Annotated in this window: 15 protein-coding genes; 5 read left to right on the forward strand and 10 right to left on the reverse strand. The window is 61.1% G+C overall.

Annotation, left to right across the window (positions count from 1 at the left end):
- Nucleotides 1-107: 107 nt before the first annotated feature.
- Nucleotides 108-1,352 (reverse strand): threonine synthase, encoded by a 1,245-nt coding sequence (locus ACP154_RS09955; RefSeq protein WP_421859578.1) that lies wholly within the window; start codon nt 1,350-1,352, stop codon nt 108-110.
- Between the two features lie 36 nt (nt 1,353-1,388).
- Here ACP154_RS09955 and ACP154_RS09960 point away from each other — a divergent pair, with 36 nt between their 5' ends.
- Complete coding sequence (locus ACP154_RS09960; RefSeq protein WP_421859576.1) at nt 1,389-1,778, forward strand: VOC family protein; 390 nt, start codon at nt 1,389-1,391, stop codon at nt 1,776-1,778.
- Between the two features lie 22 nt (nt 1,779-1,800).
- Here ACP154_RS09960 and radC read toward each other — a convergent pair whose 3' ends face one another.
- Nucleotides 1,801-2,499: a RadC family protein gene (gene radC, locus ACP154_RS09965; RefSeq protein WP_421859575.1), complete on the reverse strand. Its 699-nt coding sequence runs from the start codon at nt 2,497-2,499 to the stop codon at nt 1,801-1,803.
- A gap of 189 nt (nt 2,500-2,688) precedes the next feature.
- On the opposite strand from radC, the gene gor reads away from it, so the two are divergent.
- On the forward strand, nt 2,689-4,092 hold the full coding sequence (gene gor, locus ACP154_RS09970; RefSeq protein WP_421859574.1) for a glutathione-disulfide reductase: 1,404 nt from the start codon (nt 2,689-2,691) through the stop codon (nt 4,090-4,092).
- A 151-nt stretch (nt 4,093-4,243) separates the two neighbouring features.
- On the forward strand, nt 4,244-5,620 hold the full coding sequence (locus ACP154_RS09975) for a class II 3-deoxy-7-phosphoheptulonate synthase (RefSeq protein WP_107712840.1): 1,377 nt from the start codon (nt 4,244-4,246) through the stop codon (nt 5,618-5,620).
- Nucleotides 5,621-5,758: 138 nt separating this feature from the next.
- Here the strand turns inward: ACP154_RS09975 and ACP154_RS09980 are convergent, their stop codons facing one another.
- The 4 genes from ACP154_RS09980 to ACP154_RS09995 all read right to left on the reverse strand — a co-directional run bounded on the left by ACP154_RS09980 (nt 5,759) and on the right by ACP154_RS09995 (nt 8,824).
- Nucleotides 5,759-6,025, reverse strand: coding sequence for an HU family DNA-binding protein (locus ACP154_RS09980; protein ID WP_028284481.1), 267 nt, complete (start codon nt 6,023-6,025; stop codon nt 5,759-5,761).
- A 378-nt stretch (nt 6,026-6,403) separates the two neighbouring features.
- Nucleotides 6,404-6,835 carry a PaaI family thioesterase gene (locus ACP154_RS09985; protein ID WP_107712841.1) on the reverse strand — a complete coding sequence of 144 codons (432 nt, stop codon included), beginning with the start codon at nt 6,833-6,835 and terminating at the stop codon, nt 6,404-6,406.
- Between the two features lie 199 nt (nt 6,836-7,034).
- The gene (locus ACP154_RS09990; protein ID WP_107712842.1) at nt 7,035-8,036 is read right to left on the reverse strand and encodes an MDR family NADP-dependent oxidoreductase; all 1,002 of its coding nucleotides are present in this window, start codon (nt 8,034-8,036) and stop codon (nt 7,035-7,037) included.
- Nucleotides 8,033-8,824 (reverse strand): hypothetical protein, encoded by a 792-nt coding sequence (locus tag ACP154_RS09995; RefSeq protein WP_421859571.1) that lies wholly within the window; start codon nt 8,822-8,824, stop codon nt 8,033-8,035. The genes ACP154_RS09990 and ACP154_RS09995 overlap by 4 nt, the downstream gene beginning before the upstream one ends.
- 161 nt (nt 8,825-8,985) lie before the next feature.
- On the opposite strand from ACP154_RS09995, the gene gltX reads away from it, so the two are divergent.
- The gene (gene gltX, locus ACP154_RS10000) at nt 8,986-10,338 is read left to right on the forward strand and encodes a glutamate--tRNA ligase (RefSeq protein ID WP_421859570.1); all 1,353 of its coding nucleotides are present in this window, start codon (nt 8,986-8,988) and stop codon (nt 10,336-10,338) included.
- 703 nt (nt 10,339-11,041) lie between these two features.
- Here the strand turns inward: gltX and map are convergent.
- From map to sfsA, 4 genes are all read right to left on the reverse strand, one after another.
- Entirely contained in the window at nt 11,042-11,830 is a 789-nt protein-coding gene (map, locus tag ACP154_RS10005; protein ID WP_421861494.1) for a type I methionyl aminopeptidase, read from the reverse strand.
- 137 nt (nt 11,831-11,967) lie between these two features.
- Nucleotides 11,968-13,575 carry a M28 family metallopeptidase gene (locus ACP154_RS10010; protein WP_421859568.1) on the reverse strand — a complete coding sequence of 536 codons (1,608 nt, stop codon included), beginning with the start codon at nt 13,573-13,575 and terminating at the stop codon, nt 11,968-11,970.
- Between the two features lie 77 nt (nt 13,576-13,652).
- Nucleotides 13,653-14,162 (reverse strand): acyl-CoA thioesterase, encoded by a 510-nt coding sequence (locus ACP154_RS10015; protein WP_421859566.1) that lies wholly within the window; start codon nt 14,160-14,162, stop codon nt 13,653-13,655.
- Entirely contained in the window at nt 14,159-14,860 is a 702-nt protein-coding gene (sfsA, locus tag ACP154_RS10020) for a DNA/RNA nuclease SfsA (RefSeq protein ID WP_421859564.1), read from the reverse strand. Before sfsA ends, ACP154_RS10015 begins: the two co-directional genes overlap by 4 nt.
- Before the next feature lie 71 nt (nt 14,861-14,931).
- Here sfsA and ACP154_RS10025 point away from each other — a divergent pair, with 71 nt between their 5' ends.
- Nucleotides 14,932-15,693: a competence/damage-inducible protein A gene (locus ACP154_RS10025; protein WP_421859563.1), complete on the forward strand. Its 762-nt coding sequence runs from the start codon at nt 14,932-14,934 to the stop codon at nt 15,691-15,693.
- The last annotated feature ends 103 nt before the right edge of the window (nt 15,694-15,796 follow it).

Below are 15,796 nucleotides of genomic sequence, written 5' to 3' on the forward strand. Positions count from 1 at the left end.
GATCCCTTAGGCTCGAATCAGAGAGGCCGGGGTTATGCGATAGGCAGATGCTACAGTTAAAGGCTCGTGTGCATTACGATTCAGTGAAGCGGATTCAGTCTTTCAAGTCAGGCCTCAAGCATGTCCGGCGTGATGGTCTGTGTACGATCCAGAGCGCGTGACGGATCTGGCAGCGGATATTTCAGGCCCGAGCCGCAATTAAACAGCACGATGTCTGAGTCGCGTTCAATCAGGCCCTGATCCAGCGCAGAATGGCAGGCGGCGAGGGTCGCCGCGCCTTCCGGACACAGTAATAAACCGTCCTCGCGCCCGCACTGCTGACGCGCGTTTTCGATCTGGGTTTCGCTCACGGACAGCGCAGCGCCGCCGCTTTCGCGCACAGCACGCAGGATCAGGAAATCGCCGATGGCCTTGGGCACCCGTATGCCTGCTGCGAACGTGTGAGCGTCCTGCCATTCCGGCGCGTGCTCCTCGCCTGCTTCATACGCTTTGACGATAGGCGCGCAGCCTTCGGCCTGGACGGCGAACATCTTGGGACGTTCAGAGCCGATCCAGCCCAGCTTTTCCATTTCATCAAAGGCTTTCCACATGCCGATCAGTCCGGTGCCGCCGCCCGTGGGGTAAAAAATTGCGTCTGGGAGTGTCCAGCCCAATTGCCAGGCCAGCTCGATCCCCATCGTCTTCTTGCCCTCGATCCGGTAGGGCTCCTTCAAAGTTGAAACATCAAACCAGCCCATCTGGTCCTTCAGTGCGCCGACAATCGCGCCGCACTGGTGGATGAGGCCGTTGACGCGAAACACCTTGCCGCCCTGGGCGGCGATTTCGCGTACATTCACGTCCGGCGTATCTTCCGGGCAGAAGGAATAGGTTGTCATGCCCGCCCGTGCGCCATAGGCGGACAGCGCTGCGCCAGCATTGCCGTTTGTGGGCATGGCCATGGTTTGAACGCCATAGGATTTGGCCATGGACACCGCCAGCGCCAGGCCGCGCGCCTTGAAACTGCCAGTGGGCAGGCGGCCTTCATCCTTGACCCATAGACGGCCGGACGCGCCGATCTCAGCCGCTGTGCCTGTGGCGTTGATCAAAGGGGTGTCCACTTCGCCCAGCGACACGACGTCCTCGTCATGGGCGACGGGCAACAGCTCACGCCATTTCCAGAAGCCGGGATGATCCACGGCGGAGCGCGCAGCGATGGCGTCGCGGTCAAGACAGCCCTTCATCTGTGCAAGGTCATACCGCGCCAGAAGCGGCCAGCCTTCGGGGGAGAGGTTCTGCGGCCGGTCGGCCTCGATTCGCGCCCCCGTCATCGAGCATTCAAGATGGGTGAAAAAGTTGGACGGAGCGGAAGGCATGGGTCACCGTGAAACAAGGTTAAGAAGGAGACCGACATGCCGGTATTGGGCGTAGGCGGCGTATTCGTGAAGTCGACTGATCCTGACGCGAGCAAGCGATGGTATCAAGAGGTGTTGGGCCTGGAGCTAAATTCTTACGGGGGTTTTGACTTTTCCCATGCCGAGACGGCTGAAACCTTTGGCGACGGCGCGCGCACCATCTTCGCCCGCTTTGAGGACGAGTCTGACTATTTCGCCCCGTCAGAGCAGGCCTTTATGGTGAATTTGATCGTCGAGGATCTGGACGCCCTGCTGGCGCGGATCAAGGCGGCAGGTGTCGCCATGATCGGTGAACCGCAAGACTTTGACTATGGCCGCTTTGCCTGGCTGATGGACCCTGACGGGGTCAAGATTGAGCTGTGGGAGCCTGCCAGGCCGCAGGGCTAGCTCTTTCACAGCGCGTCATCGCTCACAGCAATCCCAGACTTTTAAAGCTCGCCGTGGCTTCTCGCCCGATCACCAGATGGTCGTGGACCACGATGTTGAAGGGTTTGGCGGCGCTGATCACCAGCTTGGTCATTTCGATATCGGCATGAGACGGTGTCGGGTCGCCGCTGGGGTGGTTGTGCACTAGGATCAGCGCGCTGGCGTCCAGCGCCAGGGCGCGCTTGACCACTTCACGCGGATAGACCGGCGCATGATCCACGGTGCCGCGCGCCTGATGTTCGTCGCCGACCAGGCGGTTTTTCTTGTCGAGGTACAAAACCCGGAACTGCTCAGTGGAGGCGTGTTGAAGCGCCGTGCGCAGGTAATCGAGCAGGGCGGACCAGCTGGAGAGGACCGGACGACCCACCACCTGTTCACGCGCCATGCGAACGGCCAGGGCTTCGAGCAGTTTGAGGTCGAGCGCGGTCTTTTCCGAGACGCCCTTGATGTCGGTGAGCTGATGCAGCTCCGCTGCACAGACCCCGCCCAGACCGCCAAACCGGGCAATCAGCGCTTTTGCGAGCGGTTTGACATCGCGCCGCGGGATCGAGCGAAACAGCGCCAGCTCCAGAAGTTCGTAATCAGCGAGGCCCTGACCTCCGGCCTCGGAAAAGCGCGCACGCAGCCGGTCGCGATGGCCGGCATGGTGGGGGGTGTCAGGCAGGGCTTTGAGGTCGCTCACAGTTCGCGCTCATCCTTGATGAACTATCTTGATAGGAGAATTTTCAGTCCAGCGCCACCTTTGAGGCGATTGCCGCCATGGGCGCGTATAGGCGCTTTCCCCATCTTCCGCCCTTGCGTGATTTGACCTATCGGGGTCGTGTGCACACATACGCATGCATATCTGATTGAATGACGAAAAGGGCGCGCAATGGCCGATCACGAGTATGACTATGACCTGTTCACCATCGGCGCGGGGTCTGGCGGTGTACGGGCGTCTCGCCTGAGCGCCATGAAGGGCAAAAAGGTCGCCGTCGCCGAGGAATACCGTCCCGGCGGCACTTGCGTAATCCGCGGCTGCGTACCCAAGAAATACATGGTCTACGCCTCGAGCTTCGCCAAAAGCTTCAAACAGGCCAAGGCCTATGGCTGGGATGTGGGCGCGCCGAGCTTTGACTGGCCAAAATTTCGCGACACTATGAACGCTGAAGTGGACCGCCTGTCGGGCATTTATTCGCGCAATCTCGCAAACGCCGGCGTCGAGTTGATCGAAGATCGGGCCGTGCTTGAAGGCCCCAACACTGTTCGCCTGGTCAAGCAGGACCGCACCGTCACCGCCAAACATATCCTGATCGCGGTCGGCGGCGCGCCCAATACCGATGAGAGCCTGCCGGGCGTCGAGCATGCCATCACATCAAACGAGCTGTTCCACCTGCCCCAATTGCCCAAGCACATTGTGATCGCGGGCGGCGGCTATATCGCGGTGGAGTTCGCCCAGGTGTTCGCTGGTCTGGGTGTTGAGACGTGCCTGGTGTATCGCGGCGAGACCGTGCTGCGCGGCTTTGATGATGATGTGCGCACCGCCGTCCATGAAGGCCTGAAAGAAGCCGGCGTCCGGGTGATCACCCACACCGTGTTCGAGAAGATCGAACTGACCGACGAAGATGCCAAGACCAAGCGCGTCTCCCTGAAAAACGGCGATGTGATCGAGGATGTGGATCAGGTTGTGTTCGCCATTGGCCGCGATCCCTACACCCAGGGTCTGGGGCTTGAAAGCGCGGGCGTTGAGGTGAACGAGAAGGGGGCGATCAAGGTTGACGAGTATTCCAAAACCAGCGTCGACACGATCTACGCGGTGGGCGACGTCACCGACCGGGTGAACCTGACGCCTGTGGCTATCCGAGAGGGTGCGGCCTTTGTCGACACGGTCTATGGCGACACGCCGAATGCCTATGATCACTCGACGATTCCCAGCGCTGTCTTCACCCAGCCGCCCGTCGGCACGGTGGGATTGACCGAGGCCGAGGCGCGCAAAGAATACGGCGACGTGGATGTTTACAAATCCCAGTTTCGTCCGATGAAGGGCATCATCACCGATCATCCCGACCGGATGATGATGAAAATGATTGTGCGTCAATCTGACCAGGCGGTGATCGGCGTGCATCTGGTGGGCGATGACAGCCCCGAGATCATCCAGGCGGTGGGCATTGCGGTGAAGGCGGGGCTGACCAAGGCCCAGTTTGATGCAACCTGCGCCGTCCATCCCAGCGTGGCCGAGGAGTTGGTCACCATGAAGGAAAAATGGATCCCGCCTGAATTGCGCGCCGCGGAGTAAAGCCGTCGATCCTGACAGGGCGCATTAACCGCGCTGTCACCCTCATCGTTGCTTTTTTGCACGCAGTGCGCCCCGAAGCGGACCTTCGGGGCTTACTGCGTTGCACAATCGTCGTTAGAATGTCCGGCCAAATACAAGAAAGGCGAAGGCCATGACTATGTGGAGCCCTGAGAGCTGGAGATCCAAACCTGGCAAGCAAATGCCGGCTTATCCTGATATGGACAAGCTTTATTGGGTGGAATCCGAGCTCGCAAAGCGCCCGCCGCTGGTCTTCGCAGGCGAGGTGCGCCGGTTGAAAAGCCAGCTCGCCAATGTCTCCGCGGGTCAGGCCTTCTTGCTGCAGGGTGGGGATTGCGCCGAAAGCTTCAAGGAGTTTTCCGCCGAAACCGTGCGCGACACGTTCCGCGTGCTGCTGCAGATGGCGGTGGTGATGACCTTCGCCAGCGCCAAGCCAGTGGTGAAAGTGGGCCGTATTGCGGGCCAGTTCGCCAAGCCGCGTTCGTCGGATTCAGAGACCATCGATGGCGTGACATTGCCCAGCTATCGCGGCGATTCCATCAATGACATGGCCTTCACCGAAGAAGCGCGCGTGCCTGATCCCGAGCGACTGATCCGGGCGTATGACCAGTCGGCCGCGACGTTGAACCTGCTGCGCGCGCTGGCGTCGGGCGGGTATGCCGACCTTCACAATGTGCACCAGTGGACGCTTGATTTCCTGGCGGGCAGCCCGGCGGGCGAGCGTTATCAGGAATATGCCGACCGTATCGGCGAGGCGTTGGCCTTCATGCGCGCCTGCGGTGTGACGCCGGACGGCGCGCCGTCGCTGGAAGGGGTGGATTTCTTCACCTCCCACGAAGCGCTGCACCTGCCGTTCGAGCAGGCGATGACCCGTATGGAGAGCAATTCGGGCCGCTGGTACGACACCAGCGCGCATTTGCTGTGGATTGGCGACCGGACGCGCCAACCTGACCACGCCCATGTGGAATTCATGCGCGGCCTGGAAAATCCGATCGGGCTCAAATGCGGCCCGACCCTGGATCCTGACGAGCTGATCCGTCTGATCGACGTTTTGAACCCGCGTGATGAGGCCGGGCGTCTGATCTTGTATGTCCGCATGGGCGCGGACAAGGTGGCGGACGGCCTGCTGCCGCTGGTGCGCAAGGTGCAGTCTGAAGGCCGCAATGTGATCTGGTCGTGTGATCCGATGCACGGCAACACCCACAAGGCGGCCAATGGCTACAAGACCCGTGATTTCGACAAGGTGCTGTCTGAGCTGCGCACCTTCATCGAAGTGCTGCGCGCCGAAGGGGCTGAGCCGGGCGGGGTGCATTTCGAGATGACGGGCCAGGATGTGACCGAATGCGTCGGCGGCGCCGGGCATCTGTCCGAAGCGGATCTGTCGAGCCGGTATCACACCCATTGCGATCCGCGTCTGAACGCGGATCAGGCGCTGGAAATGGCGTTCCAGATTTCGGACGCGCTGAAACCCGCTCAGGGCCTCAAGCGCAGCGTCGTCGCGGCCGAGTAGGCCCGCGCGCAAGCATGCCGTCAAAAGCCCGGTTCATGGAGCCGGGCTTTTTCTTGCGATATATCCGCTCAAAACAAAACCGCCGCCCCTGAGGGCGGCGGTCTCGCTCAGCTTGATCCGCCCGAGGGCGGAAAACGCTTAGATGTCTTTCAGAGCCGAAGCCGGACGGAAGGCCAGCTGGGTCTTGGCTTTGGACATCATTTTTTCGCCGGTGCGCGGATTGCGCACTTCACGCGCTTCGCGGTGCTTGGCGTGGAAGGTGCCGAAGCCCGCCAGTTGCACGGAGTCATCAGACTTTGCAGCGCCGACAATGGCGTCTGCGAACGCGTCGATGGCGTCGCCGGCTTGGGCTTTGGTGATGCCAGCTTTGTCGGCGATGGCTTTGGCGAGTTCAGATTTATTCATCAGGGTTCCCCCCACTGGTTGGATAAGGCGGCCGCGTGAGAATCGTTAGCCGCCAACATTGGACTGCGCCATGAAGCGCGATTCTGAACCATGATTGCAAGGCTATACAGGCGTATCAGCTGAATTGGTTTGCAGTCCTAACGCGAAATTGCGCGTTATGGTAAATAAAGGCCTTCAAAACCGGCCCGTTGTTTGCTTTTAGGAAACCATGACCCAAGCACCTGTTTCATGGCTGAACAGAATCAGCGCGACCGGACTGGCCGTAGCAGCGGCCTGTCTGTCCTATGCAGGTTTCCTGCACATGTTTGGAAATGACACGCTGGCGGCCTTTGTAGGGGCCTGTGTCGGCGGCGGCGTTCTGGGACGCCTGTACCGATCCTACTCTTCTTTGGGTCCGTCCCGACGCGGCGGATAAAGCACCATCTGGGTGCATCGGAACACCGCAATTTCCTTGTTGTCGCTTTCACGCCAGCAATTGGCCGACCAGATCTGGGTCGTGCTGCCCCGATGGATGGGGACCGCCTCGCCGATGACCCGGCCCTGGCGGGCGGCGCCGAAAAAGCTCGAACTCACTTCAATCGTGGTGAAGCCGATCGACCGGTCGGGAATATTCATGCTCGCGCCATAGCCCGCCAGGGTATCGAGCATGGCGATGATGGTGGCGGTATGCAGAAAGCCTGTGGGCGCTTGCAGTTCAGGACGAACCGTCAGGGCGCCGCGAATACGAGTGGCGCTGGCCTCAATGACATCCAGCCCCACAAGGCCGGCGAGACGGCCTTCAGCGCGCGCATTCAATTGTTCTACGTTCATGGGAACCCTCGGGCGCCTGACAGACGACCGTCCTGTCTCAAATAACGGTAGGGAAACCTTTAGGTCCAAAGTGTTCACAAGACGTATAACAGGCGCACCGACTGGCGAGAAAATCGGCGCCAAAAATCTATGGTTGAGAGGGGGTTAATCTATGGTCGCATAAGGGCCGGACCCGCGAGCGCGCGCCCGGCCCCAAGCGTTAGAGTTTGACCAGCATTTTACCGATATTGGCGCCTGTGAAGAGCCCCATGAAAGCGTCGGGCGTCTGTTCGATGCCGTCATAGACGGTGTCTCGGGTTTTCACCTTGCCCGCCATCATCCAGTCCGACAGATCTTTGATGAACTCGCCTTGCAGATCAAAATGATCTGACAGGATGAAGCCCTGGACCTTCAGCTTTTTGGCGATGATCTGGGTCAGATTGGTGGGGCCGGGGAGGGGCTGATCGTCATTATAGCGGGCGATCATGCCGCACACGGCCATGCGGCCATGCGGCTTGATGACGTCCAGCGCCGCTTGAAGGTGGTCGCCGCCGACATTCTCGAAATAGGCGTCCACGCCGCCAAACGGCTCCGCTGCGGCGCGCACCGCGCCCGCCAGATCGTCCGTCGCCTTGTAATCGACCACAGCGTCGGCGCCGATCTCGGTGCAGAAATCGGTTTTCTCTTGTCCGCCGGCCGTGGCGATGACGTTCGCGCCCATGGCTTTGGCGAATTGAACGCCGGCAGAGCCCACAGCGCCCGCGGCGGCGCTCATCCACAAGGTCTCGCCCGCTTTCAGCTCGATAATGCGCTTGAGGCCGATATAGGCGGTCATGCCCGTCAGGCCCGCCACGCCCAGATATGCTTCAGGCGGCAGAACGCTGGCGTCGATCTTGGTCAGGCTGTCAGCGGCGGCCACATAGCCTTCGCGCCAGCCCTTCATGCTCATGACCCAGTCGCCCTCTTTAAAGCCGTCAGCCTTGGACTGAACAACCTGACCCACAGCGCCGCCTTCCAGTGGCGCGCCCACTTCAAACGGATCGATATAGGTTTTCACGCCGATCATCCGTCCGCGCATATACGGGTCGACAGACAGCCAGGCGTTGCGCACGACCACTTCGCCTTCAGCAGGTTCGGGAAGGTCCGTTTCCGACAGTTCGAAATAGTCAGACTTCACTGGCCCGGTGAAATGCTGCGTCAGCCGGATTTCACGTGATTTCATGGCGCTGTGTCTCCCCTCAGTTGGATAATATCCGATACGTTCAGATCAAAGCGATGCTCCATAACCTGATCGAAGGCGAGGAGCTGCATCAGCACCGTGATCACTAAGGTGACAGGGGTCAACAGAACGAAGGAAAAGAGCTTCAGTAATGTGCCCCAGAGGGTCCGCGCATAGTGCGCGAAAAGGACCCGCCCGGTAATGTAATAGTAGAAAAACAATACCAGTATCAGCCCGATCACCATGCTGTCGGCATTGTCCAGGAACACGGCCAGCACCAAGGTGAGCATGATCTGGACGGCGGTCATGGCGTTTACGGTGGTCATGTAGACCAGCACCGCGCCGTACAGCGTGCGCCGCGGCGCATAGGCCTTGAACAGAAGCGCAAAGGGCAGGGAGGCGATCACGGTGATGGGCCAGATCAGCACCTGTATCCAGAACGCCCAGACATTATTGACTTCATCCAGGCTTGAGCCTTGCTGTGTCAGCCAGGCGTCCAGCGCTTCGGGCGAGCTGTCTGAGAAGGTTTGTACGCTCTGGAAATCTGACCCCATCATGAAGACGGTCAGCGTCATGTACAGGCCCATCAGGAAGATCAGAACGCGCACGGGCGAGGCGTAGGTCTGGTGATCCTGCGCCAGAACGGCGCCGGCCACGCGTTCAGGATAAAGAACACCGTCCTTGAGTGTCTTGATGAAACTCCGGTTCCAGCCCATCAGCCCGTCGAGCAATTCATCAAGCTGAGGACCTTTCGGCCCGGGATCGGCAGGTGTTTGCGGCTCATTGCTCATCGATGGTCCCCGTGTTGGTCGGCAAACATCACCCTGACCTGTTAAATCATCAAGTCAGTGCGCGCATTCTCATGTTTGACGCATCGGTGGCGGCGGTCTAAAGCCGCGTTTCAGGCCGCGCATCGGTGCGGCGCCTCGTTATAGAATTAGAGCCGATATCCATGACCGTGAAAGTTCGTTTCGCCCCCAGTCCCACCGGCCGTCTGCACGTGGGCAATGTGCGCACCGCCCTGCTGAACGTGCTGTTCGCACGGAGCCAGGGCGGCACGGTTCTGCTGCGGATCGACGACACCGATCTGGACCGCTCCACCCAGGAGAATGAAGACGCCATCAAGGCCGATCTCACCTGGCTGGGATTGAAATGGGATGAGAGCTTCAAGCAATCTGATCGCTTTGACCAATATGAAGCCGCCAAACAGACGCTGATCGATCAGGGCCTTCTGTATCCGTGCTATGAGACCGAGGACGAGCTGGATCGCAAACGCAAGATTCAGCGCGCTCAGAGCAAGCCGCCGGTCTATGACCGTGCTGCGCTTAGTCTCACGGATGAAGACAAGGCCAAGCTCGAAGCGGAAGGTCGCCAGCCGCACTGGCGCTTCAAGCTGTCGGGCGGCCGCATCGAGTGGACCGATCTCGTCCGCGGCCCTAGCCATATCGAAACCAGCTCGGTCTCAGACCCGATCCTGATCCGCGCTGACGGCAGCTATCTCTACACGCTGCCGAGCGTGGTGGATGATCTGGACTCAAACGTCACCCACATCATTCGCGGTGAAGACCATGTGACGAACTCGGCGGCGCAGATTGAGATTTTCGAAGCGCTGGGCGGCAAGGGCTCGGCGCCGGCCATGGGCCATACCGCGCTTCTGGTCGGGGCGGATGGCGACAAGCTCTCCAAGCGTCTGGGCTCCTTGTCCATTGAAGACCTGCGCGAGATTGACGGCTATGAGCCGATGGCGGTGTGCTCTCTGCTCGCCAAAATCGGCACCTCTGATGCAGTCGATGCGCGCGATGATCTCCAGCAGCTCGCCGATGAATTCGAGTTCGGCAAGCTGTCGCGCACGCCGGCGCGCTTTGATCCTGAAGAGCTCAAGCGCCTGAACGCCAAGCTGGTCCACGCCATGAGCTATGCCGACGCCCAGCCCAAGCTGGCGGCGCTGGATGCGGACGGCGGCGAGGCGGTCTGGCTGACCGTGCGCCCGAACCTCACCTTTGCAAAAGACGTCATCGAATGGGTGCGCCTGATCGAAGGTCCGGTGACGCCCGCCATCGCTGATGAAGACGCGGACTTTGTCTCTCAAGCCGGCGACATGCTGCCCGAAGGCGCGCTGACGGGTGAGAGCTGGGGCGTCTGGACCGGCGCGCTGAAAGAGGCGACGGGCCGCAAGGGCAAAGCGCTGTTCAAGCCTTTGCGCATGGCCCTGACCGGCCAGGAACGCGGACCTGAAATGGCCGAAATCCTGCCGCTGATCGGCGCCGAGAAAGCCAAGGCGCGCCTGAAAGGCGTCACCGTTTAAGCTCAGTCAGGTTCTGACGATCTGAAAACCCCGGAGCCTTGCTCCGGGGTTTTTGTTGTGTCGACGCTAAATCTCCGGCGTAGCGCAGAGCCGGGGTCTCTTGCAGGAAAAGGCGTTATCTGCGGAGGGAGGTCCCGGGTCTTCGCGAGGCTCGCCCGGGATTTCAGCTCTTTTATATTTAACTCTTTCCCGGCGAAGGCCGGGACCCAGAGCCGAGAGTGCAGCGTTTCATGATCTCTGGGTCCCCGCCTGCGCGGGGAAAGAGAAGAGAACTTTCAAATCTCTCTATCTGTCACCCCCGGCGTATCTGAGAGATCCATGCACCACCATCCCCGCGCGCAAACGCAGGGGGAGAGCTCATGACGGGTCGCGCGGGAGCGGGCCGTTAAAGTGAATATGGATCGTCTAGGAAGCCACCCGGCTCCCGCGCTTGAGATGTTTTGTCGGGATCACCGCACGGAGACTTCTGCGCTGTCGCGCCGCCGGTGCAGTCAGTGTCTCATCAGACGCCGCTGCCCTGGACCGTACGATGATGATCCGCCTTTTCGGCCAGAGCGTGCGTTAAACGCTCTGTCCTCGGGACATCCCGCCCCTCCCAGCCTGAACGCGCCGGCCGCCCGCCCTGGAAGGAACGGGACGCAGTATGGCTCACGCGGGAGAGGGGGCGGATAAGTTGGCGCTCTATACGCGCCGCAGCGTGTGTCTACCCGCAGGGCGGCTGATCAAGTCCGGCGGGGGATTTGGTGAACAGCTCGGCGCCGTCCTTCGTCACGCCGATGGAATGCTCGAACTGGGCGGACAGGGATTTGTCACGCGTCACCGCCGTCCAGCCGTCATTGAGAACTTTCACGCCCGGCTTGCCGATATTGAGCATGGGCTCGATCGTGAAGAACATGCCTTCCTCGATCACCGGACCGGATCCGTATTCGCCAAAGTGCAGCACGTTGGGCGCGTCATGGAACAGGCGTCCCAGGCCATGACCGCAAAAATCGCGCACCACCGAATAGCGCTGGGATTCGGCGTATTCCTGGATGGCGGCGCCGATATCACCGAAATGATTGCCCGGTTTGACCTGTTCGATGCCGCGCATCATCGCTTCATAGGTCACTTCAACAAGGCGGGCCGCCTTGCGCTTGACCTCGCCGACGCCAAACATGCGCGAGGTGTCGCCATGCCAGCCGTCGAGCATGCAGGTGACGTCGATATTGACGATGTCGCCGTCCCGAAGCGGTTTGTTGTTGGGGATGCCGTGACAGACGACGTGATTGATCGAGGTGCAGCTCGATTTGGTGTAGCCGCGATAAAAGATCGTCGCCGGCGCTGCGCCATGATCAAAATAGAATTCGCGCACCAGATCATCGAGGGTCTGGGTGCTGACACCGGGTTTGACGTACTCCACCAGCATGTCCAGCGCCCGGGCCGATAATTGGCCCGCCTTGCGCATGCCCTCAAAATCCTCGGGCGTATGGCGTTTGATGAGCCCGTTGCGCATTGGCGCGTCGTCGAGGTCCAAGCCGGTGTCAGTCACGTCTTATCCTGTCTTTACCTGCCCCCTATATAGCCGCGCCCGGACCGTGATGGAACATGTCCTCGGTCCGGGCGCGCATTCCGTCGCAGTTTGTGGCCGCCTTACTGGGCGAAGAAGCTGTCTTCGTTCCAGTGCGGGGTCTCGTCCGCGTTCGCGATCGCATTGATGATGGCGAGATTGATGTTGGCGAACTTGGCGCCTTGGTCAAACATCACGCCGGCATCGGTTTCATCGCCGGGGGCGTGATAATCACCGCCCAGGAAGTTCAGGAAGCCCTGGCCTTCGTCATCGTCCGGATTGGGGCTGGAGAAACCCGTCATCAGGAAGACCGACGGCACGCCCTGGCGCACGAAGTTGTAATGATCCGAGCGCACGAACAGCGCCTGCTGAGGCAGCGGGTCCGGCGAGATGCTGGCGCCAGCGCTTTGCGCGGCGGCTTCGGCGATCGGGCCCAGGCTTGAATGCTCGGCGCCGAAAGCGATCAGGTCATTGAACTCATAGCGGATGACCGGCATGTCCAGATTGACGTTGGCCACCATGCCTTCCATCGCCGGGGTGATGTTGGCGGCGATATGCGCCGAGCCCAGAAGGCCCTTTTCTTCCGCTGTCAGGCCGATGAAGACCACCGGGCGACGCGGGCGGTCGCTTTGCGCCATGGCGCGGGCGGTTTCCATCATGATCGCGGATCCTGACGCATTGTCGAGCGCGCCATTACAGATCCGGTCCACATCCTCTTCCAGACGGCAAATGCCGATATGGTCGAGGTGGGCGGTCACGATCACCGGCTCGCCGGCCAGCGCGGGATCCGAGCCGGGCAGCACGCCCACCACATTGTCTGAATCGACCATTTCGCGTTCGGTCCTGACCGAGATCGTCAGGGGCTGGTTGAACGCGAACCCTTCGGGTGTCTCGCCCTCGATGGCGGCTTCGACCATAGCGGCGTAGTCCTGACCGGCGGCCTCGAATAAACGCGTGGCGACCGCGTCGGACACGGCGGCGCGCACTTGCAGCTCGGTGGCGGCGGATGCGGCTTCAGTGGTCATGCTTTCGCCGGCGGCGAACGGCGCCATGCGTTCAAAAGTGAAGCGCGACAGGCCTTCAGGCATCAGCGCGACCATGCCGATCGCGCCATTGTCTGCAGCGAACTGCGCCTTGGTGCGGCTGGAATTGAGATGCGCGCTGATGTCAGAGGGCAGCTCACCCGGCGTGCCCATCACGACCACCACAATCTTGCCGTCGACATCCAGGCCTTCATAATCGTCATGGCCCAGCTGCGGCGCGTCCAGACCAAAGCCCACGAACACGGCGTCGGCTTCGACCGTGGCGTCATCCAGCGCGGCATGGGCCATGACAACGAAGTCTTCGCCTGGCGACAGGTCTTCACCGTTTACAGCAAAGCGGGCTTCATCCTGGTTGGCGGACATGACCTGAAGCGGCACCGAGGCGCGATAGCCGTCCATGCCGCCCGGTTCCAGCCCGATCAGGCGGAACTGGCTTTCCATATAGGCGGCGGCGATGTCATAGCCGCGCTCACCGGCTTCGCGACCTTCAAGAAGGTCATCGGCCAGAAAGCGGATATGCGCTTCGATGGATGAGGCTGCGACAGCCGGAGCCGCAGTCTGTTGAATCTCGGTTTGTTCAGTAGGCGGAACTGTAGCGCAGGCGCTGAGCGCCAGGGCGCTGGCCGCTGCGGCAAGAATAGTACGCATGAAAATCTCCCCTTAATCACGGCCGGACTATAAGCCCGACACGCCCTGGGGAAAACTTTCCGGTCTGTAATGCGCAGTCAGATGCGTTTCAGGCGAGCATCCAGCGTATCGGCGGCGGCGCTGAGATCTGCAGCCGGCTTGGCGTAATGGCGCGCAAAAGAAGTCGTCATACGGGCGGGGCGGCCGGTGCTGAGCTGGAAGCAGACCAGCCGGGTCACCGCACGAAACACCGTCTCTCCATCACAGACGCGGCGATACTGATACCAGCGCTCGGCGCGCAATTTGCCGTCAGAGCGCGCAATCCAGACGGCGCAGGCGATCTCGTCGCCCAGCCGGCAATGGCCCAGATAATCAGCCTCGGTGCGCAAGATCGCCATGCCGCGATCCTCGGTGCGGCAATCATCAGGCTCAAACCCGTCCGCAGTCCAGTGCGCCCAGGCGGTTTGATCCGCCCAGCGCAGATAGACCGAATTATTGGCGTGATCGAACGCGTCGATATCCTCCGCTTGCACCGTGACGGGGAGGATGAAGGGACGGGGCAAATCCCAGCCTGCGTCTTCGGGGTTCAATACGCCCTGCTCGCTCACAGCTTCACCTCGATTTCACGCACAATTTCGACGCCCTCCAGCGTAATTTCACACGCCCAGGCGAGGACTTCCACGCCGGCAGCCGAGGCGTCGTGCAAAGCCTGCGCATAGACCGGATCCAGATCATCGGCCGGCGCCAAAACATCACAGTCATTGCGCTGGACGATAAAGAGCTGCACCGCGCGATGGCCTTGACGCACCATCTCGCTGAGCTCGCCCAGATGCTTGGCGCCGCGCGCTGTGACGCTGTCGGGAAACTCCGCCAGCCCGGGCGTACGCATGAGATGGCAGTTCTTCACTTCCACATAGCAGGCCGGGTGATCCGCGCTTTCCAGCAGCAGGTCGATGCGCGAATTGACGCCATATTTCACCTCGCGCCTGAGGCTGTCATAGCCTGACAGCGCGGGGATCGTTCCCGCCCGGATCGCCTCTTCGGCCAAAGCATTGGGGCGGTTGGTGTTGATGCCCACCAGCGCGCCGTCCGCTTCCAGCACTTCGAGCGTGTATTTCAGTTTGCGCTTGGGATCGTCGGTATGGCTCAGCCAGCAGCGGCTGCCTGGATCTTTCAAGCCCAGCATCGAGCCGGGATTGGGGCAGTGCGCGGTCACGGTCTCGCCGGTCTCAAGCTCCACATCCGCCAGAAAGCGCTTATAGCGTTTGATCAGGACGCCGGGATGGAGCGGGGCGGGAAATCGCATCACAAGACCTTGGAGAGCGGGAAGGGCGGGACCATAGTCTTCCCCATCACGCACGCAAGAGAGGGATGATCATGAGCAAAGCGAATCCGGAGGTGGTCAGCGCCGGTATTGTGGTCATCGGCGACGAAATCCTGTCGGGCCGCACACGCGACATCAATGTCCAGCAGATCGCCGAGTTTCTGGCGCCCTTGGGCATTGGTCTGAAAGAAGTGCGCATTGTGTCAGATGATCAAGACGCCATTGTCGAGGCGGTGCAGGCCCTTTCGTCGCACTGTGATTATGTTTTCACGACCGGCGGCATCGGCCCGACCCATGACGACATCACCGCCGATGCTGTGGCCGCCGCCTTCGGCCGCTCCATCGATGTGCGCGAGGACGCCCGCGCCATTCTCGAACATTGGTACGCCAAGGCGAAGACCGAAATCACGCCGGCCCGCCTGCGCATGGCGCGCATCCCCGACGGGGCGGTGCTGATCGATAACCCTGTCACGGGCGCGCCAGGCTTTCAGATCGAAAATGTGTTTGTGCTCGCCGGCGTGCCGAAAATCGCCCGCGGCATGCTTGAAGACATCGCGCCGCGCCTGACCCGTGGCAAGGTCACCCATTCCGTGACCGTCCGTCATGAAAACGCCCGCGAGGGCGATCTCGCCGAGGCGCTGGGCCAGCTGCAGATCGACTACCCCGCCGTGTCGCTGGGCTCCTACCCCTGGTTTCAGGAAGCCGAGGACGGCTCCATCACCCGCGGCGTGGCGCTGGTGGCCCGCGGCACGGATGAGGGCGTGCTCCAGACGATTGAGCGTGCGCTGCAAGCGCTTGCCGCAGACGCGCGTTAAAGCAACCGCGCCTTAATATGCTGGAGGCCATGCTTGCCGTCCCGCGCGGGCCATCTTACGTTTTGGCCTGAACCCGCCTTACCGGCCCTGAGCGTTCAGGGTC

The organism is Oceanicaulis sp., assembly GCF_965249665.1.
Classification (GTDB): Bacteria; Pseudomonadota; Alphaproteobacteria; order Caulobacterales; family Maricaulaceae; genus Oceanicaulis.